Source organism: Methylococcus sp. S1M (assembly GCF_051295855.1).
GTDB classification, from domain to species: domain Bacteria; phylum Pseudomonadota; class Gammaproteobacteria; order Methylococcales; family Methylococcaceae; genus Methylococcus; species Methylococcus capsulatus.
In genome coordinates this window covers 36,963-55,623 of record NZ_JBPDXO010000006.1, presented here as the reverse complement: position 1 = coordinate 55,623, position 18,661 = coordinate 36,963, and the positions used below count along the sequence as shown (strand labels likewise).

Below are 18,661 nucleotides of genomic sequence, written 5' to 3'. Positions count from 1 at the left end.
GAAGGCGATGGCGTTCTACCTCCGCGAGCGCCGGCACTCGACTTCGGGTCACGAATCGCCGGAGCGGTTCATGCGGGACGGGTCCGCAGCCCGGGCTCAGGAAAAACAGGTGGCACGAACCCCACCGCTCGGAAGACGAAAGACCGAGGGAAGGTCAGTCGGAAGCAGATCACTTGTCGTAAAGGTAAAGTATGTAGGCATTGCCCAGGTATACCAGCAGCAGGGCGATGCTGACCCAGCCGACGGTTTTGAACAGCCGGGTGCCGGCGCGGTAGAGGAGACCCACGATGAATATGCCGGTCATGACCATGGCCGAGAAGGCCGAGAGGGCGTGGACCGACGACACATGCGACAGCAGCGGTCCGGGCAGGTAGACCAGGTCGTCAATGGCAAGGATACACAGGTCGAACAGATTGCTGCCCAGCAGATTGGCGATGGCCATGTCGACAGCCCGGATGCGCACTGCCCCGATCGTGACGCTCAGTTCCGGCATCGAAGTGGCGGCTGCGACGAACAGGGTGCCGACGAAGCTCTTGTTCCAGCCCATGACTTCGGCCAGCGTCGTGCCGATGGAAGGCAGCCAGACACCCCCGCCGACGACCACGGCAGCCGCGGCAACATACCACGTCACCGCCCGGCGCAGACGGATGCCGGGATACTGTTCGGTCATGTCTTCCGTGAAGGCCGCCATTTGCTCGCGTTCATAAAGGAACACGGCACGCATCGAAAACAGGTACAGCAGGCCGAGCAGCGGGGAGTAAAGTCCGACCCAGCCCAGCGTCGGAACGATGTGCTTGTCGGCCAGCAGCAGGTTGAGCCCCACCAGGCCGAGCAGGATGATACCGAAGCCCGCCGAGAGCAAATGGCCCTGACTGGCGCGGCGGTAGACCGATTCGTGGCGGTGCAGGAAATCCAGGGCGACGAGGATGACGAGGTTGAAGACACAGCTTCCCAGCACGTCGCCCGCGGCGATGTCGGGCGCCCCGGCGGCGGTCACGGCGCTGGCACCGGTGATCAGTTCCGGCAGGGATGTCGCCGTCGCCAGCAGGATGAGACCGATCCAGCTCCCGGACAGACCGGTTTTTTCTGCGATCACATCGCCGTAACGGGAGAGCCGGTTTCCCGCGACGGCGATGAGCGCGACGCAGAGCAGGAAGTCCGCCCAGGGAATCAGCAGTTCCGGTGCAGCCACTCGGCGGCCTTGTTCGCTAGGATGCCGCTTCGCGGATCACCGCTTTGACGTCTTCCCCGCTCACGACTTCCTTTTCCCGGAGCAGGGCGGCGAGCCTGTCCAGTGTGACGCGGTGGTGGGTGAGGATTTCGCGCACGCGCTGCAAGCCTTCCTCGATCAGTTTCCGAACCTCGTTGTCGATCAGCCGTGCCGTTTCCTCGCTGAAGTTGCGTTCCTCGGCGCCTTCGACGCTGAGGTAGGCGAGCTGCTGACGCCGGCCGTAGGTGAGGGGACCGAGCACCTTGCTCATTCCGAGGCTGCAAACCATGGTGCGGGCGATCTCGGAAGCCTTTTCCAGGTCGTTCTGGGCGCCGCTGGAGGATTCGCCGAACACCAGCTCCTCCGCAGTGCGGCCGCCCAGGAGGATGGCGATCTGATCCTTCAGTTCCTGCTCGGTCGACAAAAATTTCTCTTCCACCGGAAGCTGCAGGGTGAATCCCAGGGCAGCGGCGCCGCGGGGAATGATCGACACCTTGTGCACGGGTTGGCCGGTCGGCACGATTTCGGCGACCAGGGCGTGGCCGGATTCGTGGACGGCCACGCGGTGCTTCTCTGCATCGTTGAGCAGCCGGCTCTTCTTCTCCGGACCCGCCAGGATACGGTCGATGGCAGCCTCGAAGTCCGCCATGCCGATGGCGGCCTTGTTCGCGCGTACGGCGATGATGGCGGCCTCGTTGGCGGCGTTTGCCAGATCGGCGCCGACGAAGCCGGGTGTGCGCTGGGCGACCACACGTAGATCGACATCCGCTGCCAGTTTCATCTTCCGGGTATGCAGTTTGAGGATCGAAACCCGGTCCTCCAGCCCCGGCTTGTCCACAACGATCTGGCGGTCGAAGCGACCGGAGCGGAGCAGAGCCTTGTCCAGGATTTCCGGACGGTTGGTGGCGGCCATCACGGCGACGCCGACCGAGGGGTCGAAGCCGTCCATCTCGGTCAGCAGCTGGTTGAGGGTCTGCTCGCGCTCGTCGTGGCCACCCATCACCACCGGACCGCCGCGGGATCGGCCGATGGCATCCAGCTCGTCGATGAAGATGATGCACGGGGCATTCTGACGGGCCTGTTCGAACAAGTCGCGGACACGTGCGGCACCGACCCCCACGAACAGTTCGATAAACTCCGAGCCGCTGATGTTGAAGAACGGGACCCCGGCTTCGCCGGCGACGGCGCGGGCCAGGAGAGTCTTGCCGGTGCCGGGTGGGCCGACCAGCAGCACGCCCTTGGGCATGCGTCCGCCCAGGCTCTGGATGCGGGTGGGGTTCTGCAGGAACTCGATGGTCTCCCGCAGCTCCTGCTTGGCTTCGTCGGCGCCGGCCACGTCGCCGAACGTGACTTTGGCGGCGGTGTCGGCCTGGATCCGGGTCTTCTTGCCGATGCTCAGGAATCCCCTCCCCCCGGTCATGCGCCGCGCCATCCAGGTCCAGAACAGGGTGAGCAGAACGATGGGGACGATCCAGTTGAAGATCAGGCTGCTGAACCAGTTACTGCCATAGCGGACCGTGTATTTCACGCCCTTTTTTTCCAGTTCCGCGGCGAGTTCGTGGTTCCACAGTGGCACAGTGATGAAGGGCCGGGTCGATTCACCCTCGGCTTCGGGCTTGAGGGTGCCCGAAATGGTCTGCTCGGTGACCACGGCCTGTTCCACTCTGCCTTCGGCCACCGCTTTCAGGAATTCGCTGTAGGGAATTTCCTCGTTGCGCAGAGTCTGATACCCGTTCAGCAGGTACAGGGTGGACAGCACCAGCAACAGATACAGAATCAGGTTGTTGCGGCGGCGGGTGCCCTCGGGACCTTCGGCCGAGAGGCCGGCCTCGCTTTTCGCCCGCTGCCAGAGATCGTTCAAAGTATCGAACAGCTTGCGGGGAGGGGAGGAATGCTGGGAGTGTTTGGCCATGGGGAGTCTCCGGTTAAGGCTGCATGACGGCCGGGACGGTGAGTTCCGGTGGGGAAATTCTAGTGCTTGTATGATCGGATTGCTGCCAGGGCCGATCGCCCCCGGCTACGCCGGTTTTCCGCCATGGCCATTTTGGGTAGGGTCTCTCGCATCAGCCGCCGGGCACCAGCAGCGGATTGAAACCCAGCCGCCGGTAACCCTCCTCGGCCATGAGCAGGTCCACAGCCAGGCTGGCGATGTCGTCGGCGAAGGGATCGACGGCGGCGTCCTTGTCGCGATCCATGATCTTCACGTAGGTCATGCAGTCGCCGCAGCCTTCCGCCTTCACGGCATCGCTCCCGCCCTCGATCGCGAAGTAGGCCACTTCCTTGCTGGAGCCGCAGTGGGTGCACTGGATGCGCAGCCGGTGCCATTCGCACCCGCACAGGCCGCAGACCAGGTAGCGCAGGCCGTGGACCGCCCCGCCCGTCTGCCGGACGGAGGCGACCGGCAGGGAGCCGCAAACCGGGCAGGTGGCGTCGTTTCGCGTCGGGCCGAGTCCTTCTTTCTCCTGGCGGGAAGCAAACGAAGTCATGTGGATCTGCAGGGCCGCGGCTACGAGAGGCGTGATCCCGGCATCGGTGCGGTCGAAATCGCCGGCCAGGACGCCGTTCCCCCAGGTTGCCAGCTCCTGGTCCGTCGCCTGCCGGATCTTGTTCAGCAATGAGGCGAGCCCAGGCTCCCCCGGAGTCAGCCGGTCGGCGATCGACCGCAGCGTGGCGCGCCATGCCGGATTTTCCGGCAGCCCGGCCATGTCCAGCGGCAGCGCGGCGGCTGCATCGTTCCAGAGGCCGGCCTGAATCTCGGCCAGGTCGGCCATGAGGTTCAGGTAGCCGGCCAGCGAGGACCGGGACCGGGCCAGATCGCGGAAGCGGGCTGCGCGATGGCGGAACGGGCCGTCGGTGGATGGGACGAGGACGGCGGGGATTTCGGCGCCGCTGCCGGTGAAACGGTTGCTTTCCATGGAAGGAGGTATTGCGTGCGATTCGAAACACCGTCAGATGATCGCAGGAAATCGTCCGGCCGGCGCAGTCAATGTTTCTCCCCGCCCGTCTCTTCGCCGCTCTTCTGCAGGCTGCGCAGCACCGCGGCGAAGTCCTTGAGCCGTTCTTCCACCTTCCTGTTCAGCGAACCTTCCGGGAACACGCCGGTTTCGTCACGCCGACCCACCGGGATGCCGGTGAGGAGTTCCAGCGCCTCGTCGACTTGAGACACCGCATAGACGTGGAATTTCCCTTCGGCCGCGGCCTGCACCACGTCCCGCCGCAGCATCAGGTGCACGACGTTGGCCGCCGGGATGATCACGCCGTGGTCGCCGGTCAGGCCGCGCGCCGCGCAGACGTCGAAGAAGCCTTCGATCTTCTCGTTCACGCCGCCTATGGGCTGCACCCGGCCGTGCTGGTCGACCGAACCGGTGATGGCCAGACTCTGCCGGATCGGCACTTCGGCGATCGAGGACAGCACCGCGCACAGCTCGGCCAGCGAAGCGCTGTCGCCGTCCACGCCGCCGTAAGACTGCTCGAACACCAGGCTGGCGGCGACCGAGAAGCCCTGGGCGCCGGAATAGCGCGAAGCGAGGAAATTGCCGAGGATCAGCACGCCTTTGCTGTGCAGGGCGCCGCCGAGCTCGGTTTCTTTTTCGATGTCCAGGATGCGTCCGCTGCCGGGACGGGTGGTGGCGGTGATCCGCGAGGGCTGGCCGAAGGCGAAATCATTGAGCTGGAATACGGAGAGGCCGTTGATCTGGCCCGCTACCGCACCTTCGGTGTCAACGAAGATCAGCCCCCGCCGTATCGCTTCCTGGACCCGGTTGCGGAGGCGGTCGGAGCGGTAGATCCGGCGGTTGATGGCGTGTTCGACGTCGGCTGCGGTGATGAGGTTGCGTCCGTCGCTGCCTGCATAGAAATCGGCCTCCCTCATCAGGTCGGCCAGACTGCGCAGATGCGCGCTCAGCTTCTCGCTGTCGCCGGTCCTCCGCGAGGCATGCTCGACGATGCGGGCCACCGCCTCCCGGTGCAACGGCCGCAGTTTCTCGCGGCGGGCCAGGGTGGCAACCATCCGCGCGTACAGTTCGATCGAATCCGCGTCGCGTGGCAGGACCTCTTCGAAGTCGGCGGCGATCTTGAAGAACTCGGGGAATTCCGGGTCATAGATGTCCAGCAGGAAATAGAGCATGCGCTCGCCGAACAGGATGACCTTGAGATCCAGCGGGATCGGCTCCGGTTCCAGGCTGGTGGTACTGATGAGGCTGAGGCTGCGTTCCAGCGCTTCGATGCGGATCTCGCCGGCATGCAGGGCGCGCTTCAGCGTCTCCCAGGCGAACGGCTGGCTCAGGAGTTTGCGCGCATCGAGCAGCAGGTAGCCACCGTTGGCTTTGTGCAGGGCGCCCGGCCGGATCATGGTGAAATCGGTCACCAGCGCTCCCATGTGGGCCTGGTGCTCGATCCGCCCGATCAGGTTGCCGTGGGTGGGCAGATCTTCCTGCACCACCGGTGCGGCGGTGAGTTCGCTGTGATCGACCACCAGGTTGATCCGGTAGCGCTGTGCCGGCGCTTTCTGCGGCCCTTCGAACAGGCTGATGACGCCTTCGGCCTTGGGGAGAAACGACTCTGTGTGTTCGATGATGTCGGCCTGGGCCAGGTTCAGGTACTCGATCACGCCGGGCAGGCTGGCATAGCGTGCTTTGAGGTCGGCGAACTGATGGGACACCGTGAATTCGGCGATTTCGCGGTTGAGCGCCTTGAGTTTTCCGCGCGCCTCTTTGCGCCAGGCCGGAAACTGGCGGAGGATCTTCTGCAGTTGCTGCTGCAGGTCGGCGACGGTGGTTTCGATGGCCTGGCGTTCCTGGTCCGACAGGTTCTGGAACTGGTCCGGGCTGATGATCTCGTCCTGGTCCCGCTGCATCGGAGCGAAGGCAAAGCCGGTCGGGGTCTCGATCAGTGCGATGCGGCTCCGCAATGCCTCCGCCCGTAGCCGGTTGACCGCCTCGGCTTCGCGCTCGCGCGCCTGCTGTTCGATCTTTTCGGCGCGGCTGCGGTATTCCTCGCCTTCGAAGGCTGCCGGGAGGGCGGAAACCAGATCCTCGACCACCACTTCCATGTCGTGCGCCAGGTGCCGTCCCCAGCCGGCCGGCAGGCGCAGTGCCTTGGGCTGGGCGGGATTGGCGAAGTTGTTGACGTAGCACCAGTCGCTCGGCGGTGGCTGGGTGGCGGCGATGCGTTCTGCGAGTTCGCGCGCCGCGGTCAGTTTGCCGCTGCCGGGCGGTCCCAGCACGAACACGTTGAACCCTTTCTGAGCGACTTTGAGGCCCAGTTGGATGGCTTCCAGGGCGCGGGGCTGGCCGATGATGATGTCGGTATCCGCCAGTTCGGCGGTGGTTTCGAACCAGAAGCTGGCGGGATCGCAGGGGGTAAGGAGACGGTCGGGGGGGAGCGCAGCGGGATGGCCGTTCATGATTCCTTGTTGTCGACGAACTGCGGGAGGGCTCATGATCCGCCAAACCGGCGGCGGCTGCAATCGGGCCCATCGTCCGTGACAGCCGGTCCGATTGCGCCGATAATCCCGCACTTTTTGAACGATTGGCCATGTGGTTCAAGAACCTCGTCCTCTACCGATTCACCGAAGCCTGCACCCTCACCGCTGAACGACTCGAACACGCCCTCGTGGCCCGCCGCTTCGCACCCTGCGGCAGCATGGAGCTGGCCGCCGCCGGCTGGCATCCGCCACTGCGCCGTGACGATCTGCCGTTGGTGCATGCTGCCAACGGCTACCTGATGGTCTCTCTGCTCAAAGAAGAAAAAATACTTCCGGCCTCGGTGGTGAACGAAGCGCTGGAGGAGCGGGCCGAGGAGATCGAAGCACGACGCGGGACGCCGGTCGGGCGCAAGGAGCGCCGCGATCTGCGCGACGAGGTGTTTAACAGCCTGTTGCCGCGCGCGTTCAGCCATACGCGCCGGACCTATGCCTATGTCGATCCGCGCGGCGGATGGCTGGTGGTGGACAGCGCCAGCGTCAAGAAGGCGGAGGAACTGGTCAGCCTGCTGCGGCAGACCCTCGGTTCCTTGCCGGTGGCGCCGGTCGCGACGCAAGGCCGTCCGCCGGCGGTGATGACCACCTGGCTGCTGGAGCAGGATCTGCCGCCGGACCTCGTCATCGAAGACGAGTGCGAGCTGCGCTCGCCGGAGGAAGAGGGTGGCATCGTCCGCTGTCGCCGCCAGGACCTGTCGGCGCCGGAAATCCGCAACCACATCGATGCGGGCAAGGAAGTCGTGCGGCTGGCGGTGAGCTGGAACGACCGACTGAGCTTTACCCTGGACGATGCGCTGGGAATCAAGAAGCTGCGTTTCCTGGATGTGATCCAGGAACAGGCGGCGGAAATCGACGCGGCCGACGAAGTGGAGCGTTTCGATGCGGACTTTGCCATCATGACGCTGGAACTGTCACAATTTCTGGCACGGCTCGTCGAACTCTTCGGCGGTGAGGCCGTCCAACGAACCGTGATGGCGGACAATAAAAGCTGAGAGTGCGCATGAGTGCGAATCGGATGACCCCGTCGGCGCAACGGTGCGCCTGGATTGCCCTGGGCGGACTGCTGTCTTCCGCGGTCTGCGCCGAGGTGTTGCCGCTGCCGGCCGACGGCTCGGACCTGGTCGGGCAGATCGAATACGTTCCGGCCAGGCAGGAAGACACCTTGATCGACATCGCCAGGGAATACAGCGTGGGCCAGGATGAAATCGTGATGGCCAATCCCAAGGTCGATCGCTGGCTGCCGGGCGCGGGGACCCGGGTCACGGTGCCGCGGCAGTTCATCCTGCCCGATGCGCCGCGCAACGGTATCGTCGTCAACATCCCCGAGATGCGCTTGTATTTCTATCCCAGTGCCGGCAAGGGCGCCAAACCGACCAAGGTCGTGACCTATCCCATCAGCATCGGCCGGATGGACTGGCGGTCGCCACTGGGTCTGACCAAGGTGGTGGCCAAGGTCAAGGATCCCGTATGGCGCCCGCCGGCGTCGATCAAGGCCGAGCATGCCAAGAACGGCGAGATCCTGCCCGACGTCGTCCCGGCCGGCCCCAACAATCCCCTTGGCCAGTTCGCCATGCGCCTGGGCGTGCCCGGTTATCTCATCCATGGGACCGATCAGGACAAGTCCTACGGCATCGGCATGCGAGTGACCCACGGCTGTATCCGCATGTACCCGGAAGACGTCGCCAAGCTGTTTCCCGAGGTTGCCGTCGGCACCCCGGTCAACCTCGTGAACCAGCCGGTCAAGCTGGGCTGGCAGGGTGAAACGCTCTACATCGAAGTGAGTGAATCGCTGGACGAGGACCGCCTGAGCTCCGCCGACCTCATGGCCAAAGCGGTGAGCTTGATCCAAAAGGAAACCGCGACCCATCCCGTCGCCATCGACGAGGCGGCGTTGAGGAAGGCCGTCGAAGAACCCACCGGCATTCCCACCGTCATCAGCCTTTCCGGTGCCGCGCCGCTCGAGGCCGCAGCCCCGCATTCACCGGCGGGCGGGGTGGAACCGGGCGCGCGTGACCAAAGCCAGATCGAAGCCCCGACCATGGGTGGTCCCGCCGGCCCTTACGGCGCCGAGGAACGTCCATCGACCGAAAGCCTTTTCTGAATGGTTTTCGTCCAGCGGATACATGAAAAGGGCCGTCTTCCGACGGCCCTTTTCATGCCCGTCGTATCGAAAAGAAACGTCAGGACCTGGGCGGCACGTAGCCTTGGGGAGTGGAGGTACCCCCGCCGAACAGGAATTTCTCCCTCTCCTGTTCCAGAAACTTCCGGGCGCTGGCTTCGAACGGCGTCAGCCGGTGTTCGTTGATCAGCATGGTCTGCAGCTTGAGCCAGTCCTGCCAGGCCTCTTTGGACACGTGCTCGAAGATTCGCTGACCTTGGGGGCCGGGAAACGGTGGGGCATCCAGCCCATCGGCTTCGATGCCGAGTTTCGCGCAAATGATTCGTCTCGCCATGGTGTTCTCCAGTGTTCAGATGACTCGTTCGAGTTCATGCAGCAGTCGGCGGACCGGGGCCGGGACGCCGAACCCGATCTCGGCGCCCAGAGGGTGCCAAAGACCTTGCGCCGCTTCTTCGACGCCCGTGTGGCCCACACCGCAGTGAACGATGACTGGCGTATAGTCCAGATGGAAATGGCTGAAAGTATGACGGCGCGGCGGCAGGGGCTCAAGCCGGTGGGCGTGAATGCCGTGTAGCGCAAACCAGGCATTCAGTTCCTCTAGACCGTCGAATTCCGGAAAGGCCCACAGGTTCGCCCAGATTCCGGCGGGCGGGCGTTTTTGCAGCCTCACCCGCCTGTCGGGATCGACCATCAGCAGCATGAGGGTCGATCGTACCGGCGCCGGACCGGTCCGGCGGGGCGCCGGCAGTTCGGTTTGCCGGCCTTGCCGTCGCGCGACGCAGGTTCCGGCCAGGGGGCAGTCGGCGCAGGCCGGTCTGCTACGCGTGCACACCGTCGCGCCCAGATCCATCATCGCCTGGTTGTAATCTGCGCACCGTGTCGAAGGCGTCAGTTCCTCACTCAGTCGCCACAGATCCTTTTCCACTTTGGATGCCCCCGGCCAGCCTTCGACGCCATGGCAGCGCGCCAGCACCCGGCGGACGTTCCCGTCGAGGATCGCCGCCCGGCGGTCGAATCCCAGACTCGAGATCGCGCCGGCCGTGGAACGGCCGATACCGGGCAGGGTTGTCAGCACCGCGGGATCGGCGGGCAGTTCGCCGGCATGACGCTCGGTGACGATGCGGGCGGTACGGTGGAGATTGCGGGCGCGGCTGTAATAGCCCAGGCCGGACCACAGCGCCAGGACCTCATCGAGATCGGCTTCGGCCAGAACCGCAAGACGGGGGAAGTGCCGCATGAACCGCTCGAAATAGCCGATGACGGTGGTGACCTGGGTCTGCTGCAGCATGACCTCGGATATCCATACCCGATAGGGCGTGCGGGGACGCTGCCAGGGCAGGTCGTGGCGTCCCTCGAGATCGAACCAGTCGAGTACGGCTTGCTGGAAGGCGGAGAAAGGGGGGGAAGCCACGAATCGTTACAGGGGGCGGTGTTTGCATTAGAATGCCGGCCTTGCATGAGGTCTTTCAACCCCATTTCCCCCATTTCCGCAGGACCACCCGGTATGAGCAAGAATCATCCCGCCCTCTGGCTGACCGTGGCGCTGACTTTGCTGTCGAGCGCCTGCGGGCAGAAAGGTCCGCTGTATCTCCCAGACCGCGAGCCGGCGCGGACCGAAAAGCAGAAATCCTGAAGGTTCCATGGATCATTTCAATTATCGTGACGGCATCCTCCACGTCGAGGACGTCCCGCTGTCTGCCATCGCCGAACAGCATGGAACGCCCTGCTACGTTTACTCCCGCGCCACGCTGGAGCGGCACTGGCATGCCTTCGACGCTGCGCTGGGCGACTGCCCGCATCTGGTCTGCTATGCCGTCAAGGCCAACTCCAACATCGCCATCCTGAATCTCCTGGCGCGGCTGGGGTCGGGCTTCGACATCGTCTCGGTCGGCGAGCTGGAACGGGTATTGGCGGCAGGTGGCGACCCTTCCAGAGTGGTGTTCTCCGGCGTCGGCAAGCGCGAGGACGAGTTGGCGCGCGCTCTGGATACCGGCATCCGCTGCTTCAATGTCGAGGTGGCCGAAGAGCTCGACCGGCTCGACCGGCTGGCCGGCGAGCGCGGCGTCAAGGCGCCGGTGTCGCTGCGGGTGAATCCGGACGTCGATGCCGGCACCCACCCTTACATCTCGACCGGCCTGCGCGAGAACAAGTTCGGCATCGAAGTGGAAGAGGCGCTCGTGCAGTACCGCCGTGCGGCGCGGATGCCCAACCTGGAAGTCGTCGGCATCGATTGCCACATCGGTTCGCAGCTGACCAGTTCCATGCCGTTCATCGACGCGCTGGAACGGGTGCTGGCGCTGGTCGCTCGGCTGCGCGGCGAAGGCATCGCGATCCGTCACCTGGACCTGGGCGGCGGCCTGGGTATCCGTTACCGCGACGAGGATCCGCCGCATCCGACGGAATACGCCGAGCAGCTTTTCCGCCGGCTCGGCCGCCACGATTTCGAAATCCTGATCGAGCCGGGCCGTGCCGTCGCCGGTAACGCCGGCATCTTGCTGACCCGGGTGGAATATCTCAAAGCCAATCAGACCAAGCATTTCGCGATCGTCGACGCGGCGATGAACGATCTCCTGCGCCCGGCGCTGTACGGTGCCTGGCAGGAGATCGTCCCGGTCGCACCACGTGACGATGTGGAGTCGCACAGCTACGATGTCGTGGGACCGGTCTGCGAGACCGGCGATTTCCTGGGCAAGTCGCGCGAGCTGAGACTGGTCCCGGGCGACCTGTTGGCGGTGCGCTCTGCCGGAGCCTACGGTTTCAGCATGAGTTCGAATTACAACTCCCGGCCACGGCCGGCCGAAATCCTGGTGGATGGCAGCGCCGTGTACCTGATCCGGGAGCGGGAGAACGTGGCTCGACTTTTCGCCGGTGAGCGGCTGCTGCCGTAGGAGCCTGTCATGCTGCGTTTCACCAAGATGCAGGGGCTGGGCAACGACTTCGTCGTGATCGATGCCATTCATCAGACAGTGAACCTGGATGAGGCGGCATTGCGCCGGCTGGCCGACCGGCATTACGGCATAGGCTGCGACCAGATCCTGCTGGTGGAGCCGCCGGCTTCCGACGAGGTGGATTTCCGCTATCGGATTTTCAACGCTGACGGCGGAGAGGTCTCGCAGTGTGGCAATGGCGCGCGCTGCTTTGCCCGCTTCGTGCGCGAGAAGGGGCTCATCGACCGCGACGAGATCCGGGTGGAAACCGCGGCCGGCCGCATGGTCCTGTGGCTGGAGGCGGGCGGTGAAGTCAGGGTCGAAATGGGAGTGCCTCGCCATGCGCCTGCCGAGGTCCCGCTGCTGGCGGATCGGGAGCGGTTGGTCTACACGGTGAACGTCGAGGGCGTGGACTGGCGGTTCGGCGCGGTCTCCGTGGGCAATCCCCATGCGGTGATCACGGTAGCCGATGTCGACGAGGCGCCGGTGGCGCGCGTCGGCACGGTGCTGGAACGGCACGAGCTATTCCCCGAACGCGCCAACATCGGTTTCATGCAGGTCCTGGACCTGCATCATGCGCGCCTCAGGGTCTATGAGCGTGGGACGGGGGAAACCCTGGCCTGTGGCAGTGGCGCCTGTGCCGCCGCGGTGGTCGGCATATTGCAGGGGACGCTGGAAAGTCCCGTGCGCATCGACCTGCCGGGCGGCACACTGCGGATCGGCTGGCAGGGAAGGGGGACGCCGGTTTACCTGAGTGGCCCGGCAGTTACCGTGTTCGAGGGGAGGATGGCAACATGAACTTCGGGAAGGCCAGGCGCACGGAGCGCGCGGAACTCTCGGCGTCCCAGGTGGCGGACTATCTGTGGAAGCATCCGGACTTTTTCCACGACCAGCTGGATCTGCTGGAGTCCATGCATGTGCCCCATCCCTGTGGTGAAGCGGTTTCGCTGGTGGCGCGCCAGATCGAGCTGCTGCGCGGGAAGAACAGGAAGCAGCAGGGACAGTTGAACGACATTCTCAGGATCGCGCGGGAGAACGACGCGCTGTTTGCCCGTTTCCATCGCCTCACGCTGACTCTGCTGGATGCCGCTTCGGTGGATGACATGCTGGCGGGACTGAAATGGAGCCTGCACGAAGGATTTCAGGCCGACTTCGTTTCCGTCAGGGTTTTCCGCACCGTCGCCCATCCTGCGGTCGGTGATCTGCACGTGATGCCGGATCCGGCCGTGAGCATCCTGCTCGAACCCCTCCTGGCCTCCTGCGAGCCGGTGTGCGGCTCCCCCCCCGAACCTTTGCTGGAGTTTCTCTTCGGTGCCGATGCGCCCGACGTGGCGTCGTGCGCCCTGGTGCCCCTCTGTCATGCCGGGATCAAGGGGCTGTTGGCGATCGGCAGCTTCGACGCCGGGCGGTTCACTCCGGAGATGGGCAATCTGTTCCTGGTGCAAATGGGGGAAATCGTCGCCGCCCGTCTCGTCGCCCTGATCGACCGCGAACGCTGAATGCACCGTGGCGCCGGATTCCCTCGAGCAGCTCGACGATTATCTGGACCGGCTGGCGCGGCGGGCGTCCAGACATACGCACGCGGCCTACCGGCGGGACCTTTGCGCCTTCCATGCGTACTGCGATTCGGTGAACCTCGCTGGCTGGGCGGACGTCGACGCAGCCAGGATCCGGGCCTATGTCGGCACCCGGCATCATCGGGGTGAGTTGTCGGCCCGGAGCCTTCGGCGGCTTCTGTCCGCCATTCGCGGGTTTTTCGACGATCTGCTGAAAAAACGGCTGTTGGATGTCAACCCGGCGCGGGCCGTGCGCCCGCCTAGGAGCGGACGCCGGCTGCCGCGTCTGCTCGATGTGGATGCGGTCGCCGGGCTGCTCGACGCGCCCGCCGACGATGGGCTGGAGACCCGTGATCGGGCGATGTGGGAGTTGTTTTATTCTTCCGGCCTGCGCTTGAGCGAACTGGTGGGGTTGGATGTCGTCGACGTCGATTTCGGCGCCGGCAGCGTGTTCGTCCGTAAGGGCAAAGGCGGCAAGGCACGCTACTTGCCGGTCGGCGCCAAGGCGCTCGAAGCCATCGGTGTCTGGCTGGAGGCCCGTCGCGTCCTGACCGGCGCGGGGCAGCCAGCGCTGTTTCTCAGCCGGCAGGGCCGGCGCATCGCCCCGCGCACGGTGGAAATGCGGCTGGAACGCTGGCGTGCGAAGTTGGGGCTGTCCGAACGGGTCCATCCCCATATGCTGCGGCATTCCTTCGCCAGCCACATGCTGGAGGCCAGCGGCGATCTGCGGGCCGTGCAGGAGCTGCTCGGTCATGCCACGTTGGCCACGACCCAGATCTATACGCACGTCGATTTCCAGAGGCTGGCCGCCGTCTACGATCAGAGTCACCCGCGTGCGCGGCGCGACCGCCCCCGGAAAGCCTGAGTATCCCCTGGGTTTTTTTGGATATAATCGGCACTTCCCACGACGGGCAACCCCTACAGGATTCCTCATGGCTGCGTCACCCAAACGTCCAGGTCTGCTGAAGTCTTTCTTCGGCGCCATCCTACGCGCGTACCATCCGCGCACCATGCGCGAGAAGGGTCTGCTCTGGACCGTGACGATGCTGACCATTCTGGTGCTGGGGATTTTCCTGGCGATCGCGGAGTACTGGGGTGAAGAGCCGGAAGAATTCGACGTGCTCGCTTCGGCGATCCAGGATGCCGGTGTCAAGAATTCCCGCGAGCTGCCGCTGGGTTATACCTATGCGACGACGCTGATCGACATCGGCGAAACCCTCCTTTACAAGCCGGGCGGATTCCTGGTCAACGACATGTTCCCCCCGGGCGTCTTCGAGGACAACATGCCGATGTGGGAGTATGGAGCGCTGACCGCGCTGCGCGATGCCACCTCGGCGCTGCGCAACCACATCGCCCGGGCCCAGTCGCAATCCAAGGAAGATCCCGACCTCGCCCAGGCAGAACCTTTCTTCTATTTCGACCATACTTCCTGGCAGTTGCCCTCGTCCGAATCGGAATACCAGAAAGGCATCGAGGCGATGATGCGTTACCGCGCCAGGCTGATGAAGCGCGAGGCCAGTTTCTTCTCCCGCGCGGACAATCTGCGGCAGTACCTGGAGATCCTCGAAAAGCGTCTGGGCAGTCTGTCCAACCGTCTGAGCGCGAGTGCTGGGGACATGAGCCAGGTGAGCACGGAGGAGAAAAGGGGCGTGGCCACCAAGACCTCCTGGTGGAACGTCGACGACATCTTCTTCGAGGCCCGGGGCTACAGCTGGGCGGCGATCCACATCCTCAAGGCCATCGAATTCGACTTCCGCGACATCCTCGGCAACAAGACCGCGCTGGTCTCGCTGCAGTCCATCATCCACGAACTGGAGGACGGCCAGGCACCGTTCCTGAGCCCGATCATCCTGAACGGCGACGGCTTCGGCATTTTCGCCAATTATTCACTGACCCTCGCCAATTACATCGCCCGCGCCAACGCGGCAACGATCGATCTGCGCAACCTGCTCCAGCAAGGCTGATCCGGCGGCCGCCAAGGGGGACTCATGTCTGACGAGACTTTCGAACGTCCTGCGATCACCGGCATCGGCCGGCGGCTGGTCTTCATGGTGTTTTTCATGGTGGTGCTCGGCGCGGTCCGGTTCGTGTTCTGGGCCATCGTCGCGTTCCAGTTCCTGAGCCACCTGCTCACCGGTGGCGTGAATCCCAACGCCGTCCAGAGCGGCGCCCGGCTAGCCGAATACATCTATCGCATCATGCTGTTCCTGACCTACGAGACCGAGGCCATGCCATTCCCCTTCGGCGAACGGACGGGCCGGCCGGACCCTCGGGGCCGCTGAATCACTCGGAGCATTCCTCGACCTCTGCCAGCAGCCGGCGGATTTCCTGGAACAGTTGACGGGCGTGGCGCGGCGGTTTGGCGCGCGCCCGCTCCTCGCGGGCGCCGCGGACCAGCTTCCGGAGCAACTGGCGGTCCGCGCTGGGGAACTCCTCCATCAGCGCGTCGACGGCTTCGTCGCCTTCGGCGATCAGCCGGTTGCGCCATCGTTCGATGCGGTGTTGCCGCCTGGCAGCCGCGGCGCCGTGATTTCTCATGGCGTCGAGGGCGTCGCGGATCGGTCCGGCGTCGATCTGGCGCAGCAGTTTGCCGATGTATTTGATCTGCCGCTTCAGCGCCCCGTGCGCATCGATGCGCCTTCCCAGCCGCACGGCCTCCGCTACCGGCTCGGGCAGCGCCAGCCGGTCCAGTCCTTCCTGTGGCAGCAGCACCAGTTCCCGACCGAGTTCCAGCAGCTCTGCGCTCGTGCGCTTCATTTTCGCATGGTTACGGCGGCGGCCGGAGCCTTCTTCCTCGGCGGCGGCGTCCAGGTCGTCGAATTCGTCTTGCATTGGGGTCTTCTCGTAGGCTCGATATGGGGTGGCACCCAACCTCCGGACAGGTATGGGGTACGCTCGGCGGGTGCCCGGCGTGAATCCTACCCCAGGGCGGGGGTGCGCTGCAGCGGGTCGGTCCGGTAAAACTGGCACATCTGGGCGTAAACTGCGGGGAATTCGTCGTGCACCAAGGCGGGCCGTTCGAAGAAATATTCGCTCAGCACCGCGAAGAACTCCGAGGGCGATTCGCCCGCGTAAGGGTCGACGGGGGTGTATTCGGCGCGGTCCAACCGGGCATTGAAATCTTCGAATGCGGAAGTGAAGTCCTGTGCCCAGGCCGAGGGCCTCATGCCCCGGTGCAAGGGAGGGAAACCGTCGCAGGGGCCGTTCAGCATGTCCAGCTTGTGCGCCATTTCGTGGATGACGACGTTGTAGCCGTCGCCCTGTCCCGAAGCTTCCACGTCGGCCCAGGAAAGGATGACGGGCCCCCGATCCCAGGCTTCGCCGCCGAGGATTTCCTCCCATTCGTGCATGACGCCGACGTCGTCCATGGCCTCCCGCGGCCGCACGAATTCGGTGGGAAACACCACTACTGTGCGCCAGCCGGCGTACCAGTCGAGATCCAGATGGAGTATGGGGAGGCAGGCCAGTGCGGCGATGCGGATCTTCATGGCTTCGGTCAAAGCCAGATTGCCGGACGATTCGAAAATCTTTTCATGGAGGAATAGGGTCGCCAGGCGCCGCAGTTTCTCCCGTTCCGGTTCGGGCAGACGGGCCAGCAGAGGAACGTTGGCAATGGCGGCGCGGAATGCCGTCGGACCGATCGGACATTCGTCGAGAATCCGCCGCCGGCGCAGGTGCCGGAAGAATTTCAAGATCGGCAAGGTCTGTCCTGTCGCTGTGTCATCCATGCGGAGCCGCCGCTTCCGCCTGTATTAAAATGCCGGCTCCGTAAGTCAGGGATCCCCAAAGCCGTGCCGGCCATCGTATTGTCCACCCTCAACGCGCGCTTCATCCACACATCCCTCGGCCTGCGCTGTCTGCTGGCCAACCTGGGTGAGTTGCGGGCCGATGCCGCGCTGGCCGAATTCGTCATCACCGACCGCCCTGCCGATGTCGCAGAAAAAGTGCTGGCCTTGCATCCGCGCATCCTGGGGTTGGGCGTTTACGTCTGGAACGTGGAAGAGACCGCCCGGCTGGTCGCGCTGCTCAAGTCGGTGAGACCGGAGCTGATCGTCGTGCTCGGCGGGCCGGAGGTCAGCCATGAATGGGAACAGCAGCCGATCACCCGGCTGGCGGATTATATCGTCGGGGGACCGGGCGAGCTGGTGTTTTCCCGCCTGTGCCGGGACATCCTGAACGGCACGCCGCCGGCCGGGCGCTTCCTCCGCGCCGAACTGCCGGACCTCGACGCCCTGGAACTGCCCTATGCCTGTTACGGCGATCAGGACATCGCCAACCGGCTGATCTATGTCGAGGCCTCGCGGGGGTGTCCATTCAAGTGTGAATTCTGTCTGTCGGCATTGGACCGGACCGCCAGGCCGTTCGAGACCGGTCGTTTCCTGGCCGCCATGGAAGATCTCTACCGGCGCGGTGTGCGGCATTTCAAGTTCGTCGACCGCACCTTCAATCTCAACATCGGCACCAGCCTACGTATCCTCGAATTCTTCCTGGACAAGGCAGACCCGTCCTTGTTCCTGCATTTCGAGGTGATTCCTGATCATCTGCCGGATCGTTTGAAGGAGGCGCTGGCGCGCTTTCCGCCGGGATGCCTGCAGCTCGAAATCGGGGTGCAGAGTTTCGACCCGGAGGTGCAGGCGCGCATCAGCCGCCGCCAGGACAATGCTGCGACCGAAGCCAATCTGGGCTGGCTGAGGCGGCATACCCACGCGCATTTGCACGTCGATCTGATCGCCGGTCTGCCGGGCGAGACGCTGGAGGGATTCGCCCGCGGCTTCGACCGCCTGATTGCTCTCGATCCCCATGAAATCCAGGTTGGCATTCTGAAGCGCCTGCGCGGCGCGCCGATCGACCGCCACACCCGATCCTGCGGTATGCGCTACAACCCTCATCCCCCTTACAATGTGGTGCGGACCGACGTCCTGGATTTCATGGCCCTGCAGCGCCTGAACCGCTTTGCCCGCTATTGGGATCTGGTCGGGAACTCCGGACGCTTCAGGGAACTCCGGACGGTCTTGCTGCGGGATCAGCCTTTTGCGCGGTTCATGGCATTTTCCGACTGGCTGTACCTTCGGACGGGCAAGACCCACGAGATCGCGCTCGACCGCTTGTACGATTTCGTCTTTGAATTTCTGACCATGGAATGCAGCGAAGACGATGTCCGGGTCCGGCATGCCCTGGCGGCGGATTTCCGGGCCAGCGGCGCCAGGCGCCCCCCACGTTGCCTGCTCGATGCGGGGACGGCTGAAGCGCCGCGTCGGCCCGAAAAGCCGGCCACCCGGCGTCAGACGCGCCATGGCCGTGGCTGATGGAACTTCCGGGCGGATGGGCGGTCGTTCTTTCGTGGCGCTCGATGAAGTGGAAAGATTGTCC

General features: G+C 64.5%; 18 protein-coding genes. 10 read left to right on the top strand and 8 right to left on the bottom strand.

Translation table 11 applies throughout. The annotated features are described in order from the left end of the window. Positions 1-169 precede the first annotated feature (169 nt). From ACSHWJ_RS11505 to ACSHWJ_RS11490, 4 genes are all read right to left on the bottom strand, one after another. Positions 170-1,192, bottom strand: coding sequence for a sodium:calcium antiporter (locus ACSHWJ_RS11505; protein WP_432539852.1), 1,023 nt, complete (start codon positions 1,190-1,192; stop codon positions 170-172). Between the two features lie 16 nt (positions 1,193-1,208). Then, the gene (gene ftsH, locus ACSHWJ_RS11500) at positions 1,209-3,122 is read right to left on the bottom strand and encodes an ATP-dependent zinc metalloprotease FtsH (protein ID WP_010960172.1); all 1,914 of its coding nucleotides are present in this window, start codon (positions 3,120-3,122) and stop codon (positions 1,209-1,211) included. Positions 3,123-3,273: 151 nt separating this feature from the next. Continuing rightward, positions 3,274-4,125 (bottom strand): formate dehydrogenase accessory protein FdhE, encoded by an 852-nt coding sequence (gene fdhE / locus ACSHWJ_RS11495; protein WP_282213505.1) that lies wholly within the window; start codon positions 4,123-4,125, stop codon positions 3,274-3,276. A gap of 68 nt (positions 4,126-4,193) precedes the next feature. Further along, positions 4,194-6,614 (bottom strand): Lon protease family protein, encoded by a 2,421-nt coding sequence (locus ACSHWJ_RS11490; RefSeq protein ID WP_238536827.1) that lies wholly within the window; start codon positions 6,612-6,614, stop codon positions 4,194-4,196. 131 nt (positions 6,615-6,745) lie between these two features. On the opposite strand from ACSHWJ_RS11490, the gene rdgC reads away from it, so the two are divergent. After that, positions 6,746-7,681 carry a recombination-associated protein RdgC gene (gene rdgC / locus ACSHWJ_RS11485; protein ID WP_432539853.1) on the top strand — a complete coding sequence of 312 codons (936 nt, stop codon included), beginning with the start codon at positions 6,746-6,748 and terminating at the stop codon, positions 7,679-7,681. An 8-nt stretch (positions 7,682-7,689) separates the two neighbouring features. Continuing rightward, positions 7,690-8,790, top strand: coding sequence for a L,D-transpeptidase family protein (locus tag ACSHWJ_RS11480; RefSeq protein WP_282213503.1), 1,101 nt, complete (start codon positions 7,690-7,692; stop codon positions 8,788-8,790). A gap of 79 nt (positions 8,791-8,869) precedes the next feature. On the opposite strand, the gene ACSHWJ_RS11475 is transcribed toward ACSHWJ_RS11480, so the two are convergent. Both ACSHWJ_RS11475 and mutY read right to left on the bottom strand, forming a co-directional pair. Further along, positions 8,870-9,142: an oxidative damage protection protein gene (locus ACSHWJ_RS11475; RefSeq protein WP_010960176.1), complete on the bottom strand. Its 273-nt coding sequence runs from the start codon at positions 9,140-9,142 to the stop codon at positions 8,870-8,872. A gap of 15 nt (positions 9,143-9,157) precedes the next feature. Continuing rightward, positions 9,158-10,219, bottom strand: coding sequence for an A/G-specific adenine glycosylase (gene mutY / locus ACSHWJ_RS11470; protein WP_282213502.1), 1,062 nt, complete (start codon positions 10,217-10,219; stop codon positions 9,158-9,160). Positions 10,220-10,312: 93 nt separating this feature from the next. Between mutY and lptM the strand changes: the two genes are divergently transcribed. From lptM to ACSHWJ_RS11435, 7 genes are read left to right on the top strand one after another with little or no spacing between them, the layout of a single operon-like run. Further along, complete coding sequence (gene lptM / locus ACSHWJ_RS11465) at positions 10,313-10,441, top strand: LPS translocon maturation chaperone LptM (RefSeq protein WP_017364852.1); 129 nt, start codon at positions 10,313-10,315, stop codon at positions 10,439-10,441. A gap of 7 nt (positions 10,442-10,448) precedes the next feature. Beyond that, entirely contained in the window at positions 10,449-11,696 is a 1,248-nt protein-coding gene (lysA, locus tag ACSHWJ_RS11460) for a diaminopimelate decarboxylase (protein WP_017364853.1), read from the top strand. A gap of 9 nt (positions 11,697-11,705) precedes the next feature. Next, a complete protein-coding gene (gene dapF / locus ACSHWJ_RS11455; protein ID WP_218797463.1) occupies positions 11,706-12,533 on the top strand; it encodes a diaminopimelate epimerase in 828 nt (275 codons plus the stop codon). Beyond that, positions 12,530-13,234: a DUF484 family protein gene (locus ACSHWJ_RS11450; protein WP_017364855.1), complete on the top strand. Its 705-nt coding sequence runs from the start codon at positions 12,530-12,532 to the stop codon at positions 13,232-13,234. Before dapF ends, ACSHWJ_RS11450 begins: the two co-directional genes overlap by 4 nt. A 7-nt stretch (positions 13,235-13,241) precedes the next feature. Next, a complete protein-coding gene (gene xerC, locus ACSHWJ_RS11445; protein WP_218801102.1) occupies positions 13,242-14,156 on the top strand; it encodes a tyrosine recombinase XerC in 915 nt (304 codons plus the stop codon). Further along, positions 14,125-15,255, top strand: coding sequence for a DUF2333 family protein (locus ACSHWJ_RS11440; protein WP_010960182.1), 1,131 nt, complete (start codon positions 14,125-14,127; stop codon positions 15,253-15,255). Before xerC ends, ACSHWJ_RS11440 begins: the two co-directional genes overlap by 32 nt. A gap of 24 nt (positions 15,256-15,279) precedes the next feature. Then, positions 15,280-15,573 carry a DUF4389 domain-containing protein gene (locus tag ACSHWJ_RS11435; RefSeq protein WP_010960183.1) on the top strand — a complete coding sequence of 98 codons (294 nt, stop codon included), beginning with the start codon at positions 15,280-15,282 and terminating at the stop codon, positions 15,571-15,573. 1 nt (position 15,574) lies between these two features. Here the strand turns inward: ACSHWJ_RS11435 and yjgA are convergent, their stop codons facing one another. Both yjgA and ACSHWJ_RS11425 read right to left on the bottom strand, forming a co-directional pair. Further along, on the bottom strand, positions 15,575-16,123 hold the full coding sequence (yjgA, locus tag ACSHWJ_RS11430) for a ribosome biogenesis factor YjgA (protein ID WP_218801103.1): 549 nt from the start codon (positions 16,121-16,123) through the stop codon (positions 15,575-15,577). An 86-nt stretch (positions 16,124-16,209) separates the two neighbouring features. Next, a complete protein-coding gene (locus ACSHWJ_RS11425) occupies positions 16,210-17,019 on the bottom strand; it encodes a zinc-dependent peptidase (protein WP_218801104.1) in 810 nt (269 codons plus the stop codon). Positions 17,020-17,082: 63 nt separating this feature from the next. Between ACSHWJ_RS11425 and ACSHWJ_RS11420 the strand changes: the two genes are divergently transcribed. After that, positions 17,083-18,597, top strand: a complete 1,515-nt coding sequence (locus tag ACSHWJ_RS11420; RefSeq protein WP_432539854.1) for a DUF4080 domain-containing protein — start codon at positions 17,083-17,085, stop codon at positions 18,595-18,597. The last annotated feature ends 64 nt before the right edge of the window (positions 18,598-18,661 follow it).

What these genes read in the sequence shown, in the direction of transcription:
- ftsH (WP_010960172.1), bottom strand. Translation starts at nt 3,122, where the DNA reads ATGGCCAAACACTCCCAGCATTCCTCCCCTCCCCGCAAGCTGTTCGAT.
- fdhE (WP_282213505.1), bottom strand. Translation starts at nt 4,125, where the DNA reads ATGGAAAGCAACCGTTTCACCGGCAGCGGCGCCGAAATCCCCGCCGTC.
- ACSHWJ_RS11490 (WP_238536827.1), bottom strand. Translation starts at nt 6,614, where the DNA reads ATGAACGGCCATCCCGCTGCGCTCCCCCCCGACCGTCTCCTTACCCCC.
- rdgC (WP_432539853.1), top strand. Translation starts at nt 6,746, where the DNA reads ATGTGGTTCAAGAACCTCGTCCTCTACCGATTCACCGAAGCCTGCACC.
- ACSHWJ_RS11480 (WP_282213503.1), top strand. Translation starts at nt 7,690, where the DNA reads ATGAGTGCGAATCGGATGACCCCGTCGGCGCAACGGTGCGCCTGGATT.
- ACSHWJ_RS11475 (WP_010960176.1), bottom strand. Translation starts at nt 9,142, where the DNA reads ATGGCGAGACGAATCATTTGCGCGAAACTCGGCATCGAAGCCGATGGG.
- lptM (WP_017364852.1), top strand. Translation starts at nt 10,313, where the DNA reads ATGAGCAAGAATCATCCCGCCCTCTGGCTGACCGTGGCGCTGACTTTG.
- lysA (WP_017364853.1), top strand. Translation starts at nt 10,449, where the DNA reads ATGGATCATTTCAATTATCGTGACGGCATCCTCCACGTCGAGGACGTC.
- dapF (WP_218797463.1), top strand. Translation starts at nt 11,706, where the DNA reads ATGCTGCGTTTCACCAAGATGCAGGGGCTGGGCAACGACTTCGTCGTG.
- ACSHWJ_RS11450 (WP_017364855.1), top strand. Translation starts at nt 12,530, where the DNA reads ATGAACTTCGGGAAGGCCAGGCGCACGGAGCGCGCGGAACTCTCGGCG.
- ACSHWJ_RS11435 (WP_010960183.1), top strand. Translation starts at nt 15,280, where the DNA reads ATGTCTGACGAGACTTTCGAACGTCCTGCGATCACCGGCATCGGCCGG.
- yjgA (WP_218801103.1), bottom strand. Translation starts at nt 16,123, where the DNA reads ATGCAAGACGAATTCGACGACCTGGACGCCGCCGCCGAGGAAGAAGGC.
- ACSHWJ_RS11425 (WP_218801104.1), bottom strand. Translation starts at nt 17,019, where the DNA reads ATGGATGACACAGCGACAGGACAGACCTTGCCGATCTTGAAATTCTTC.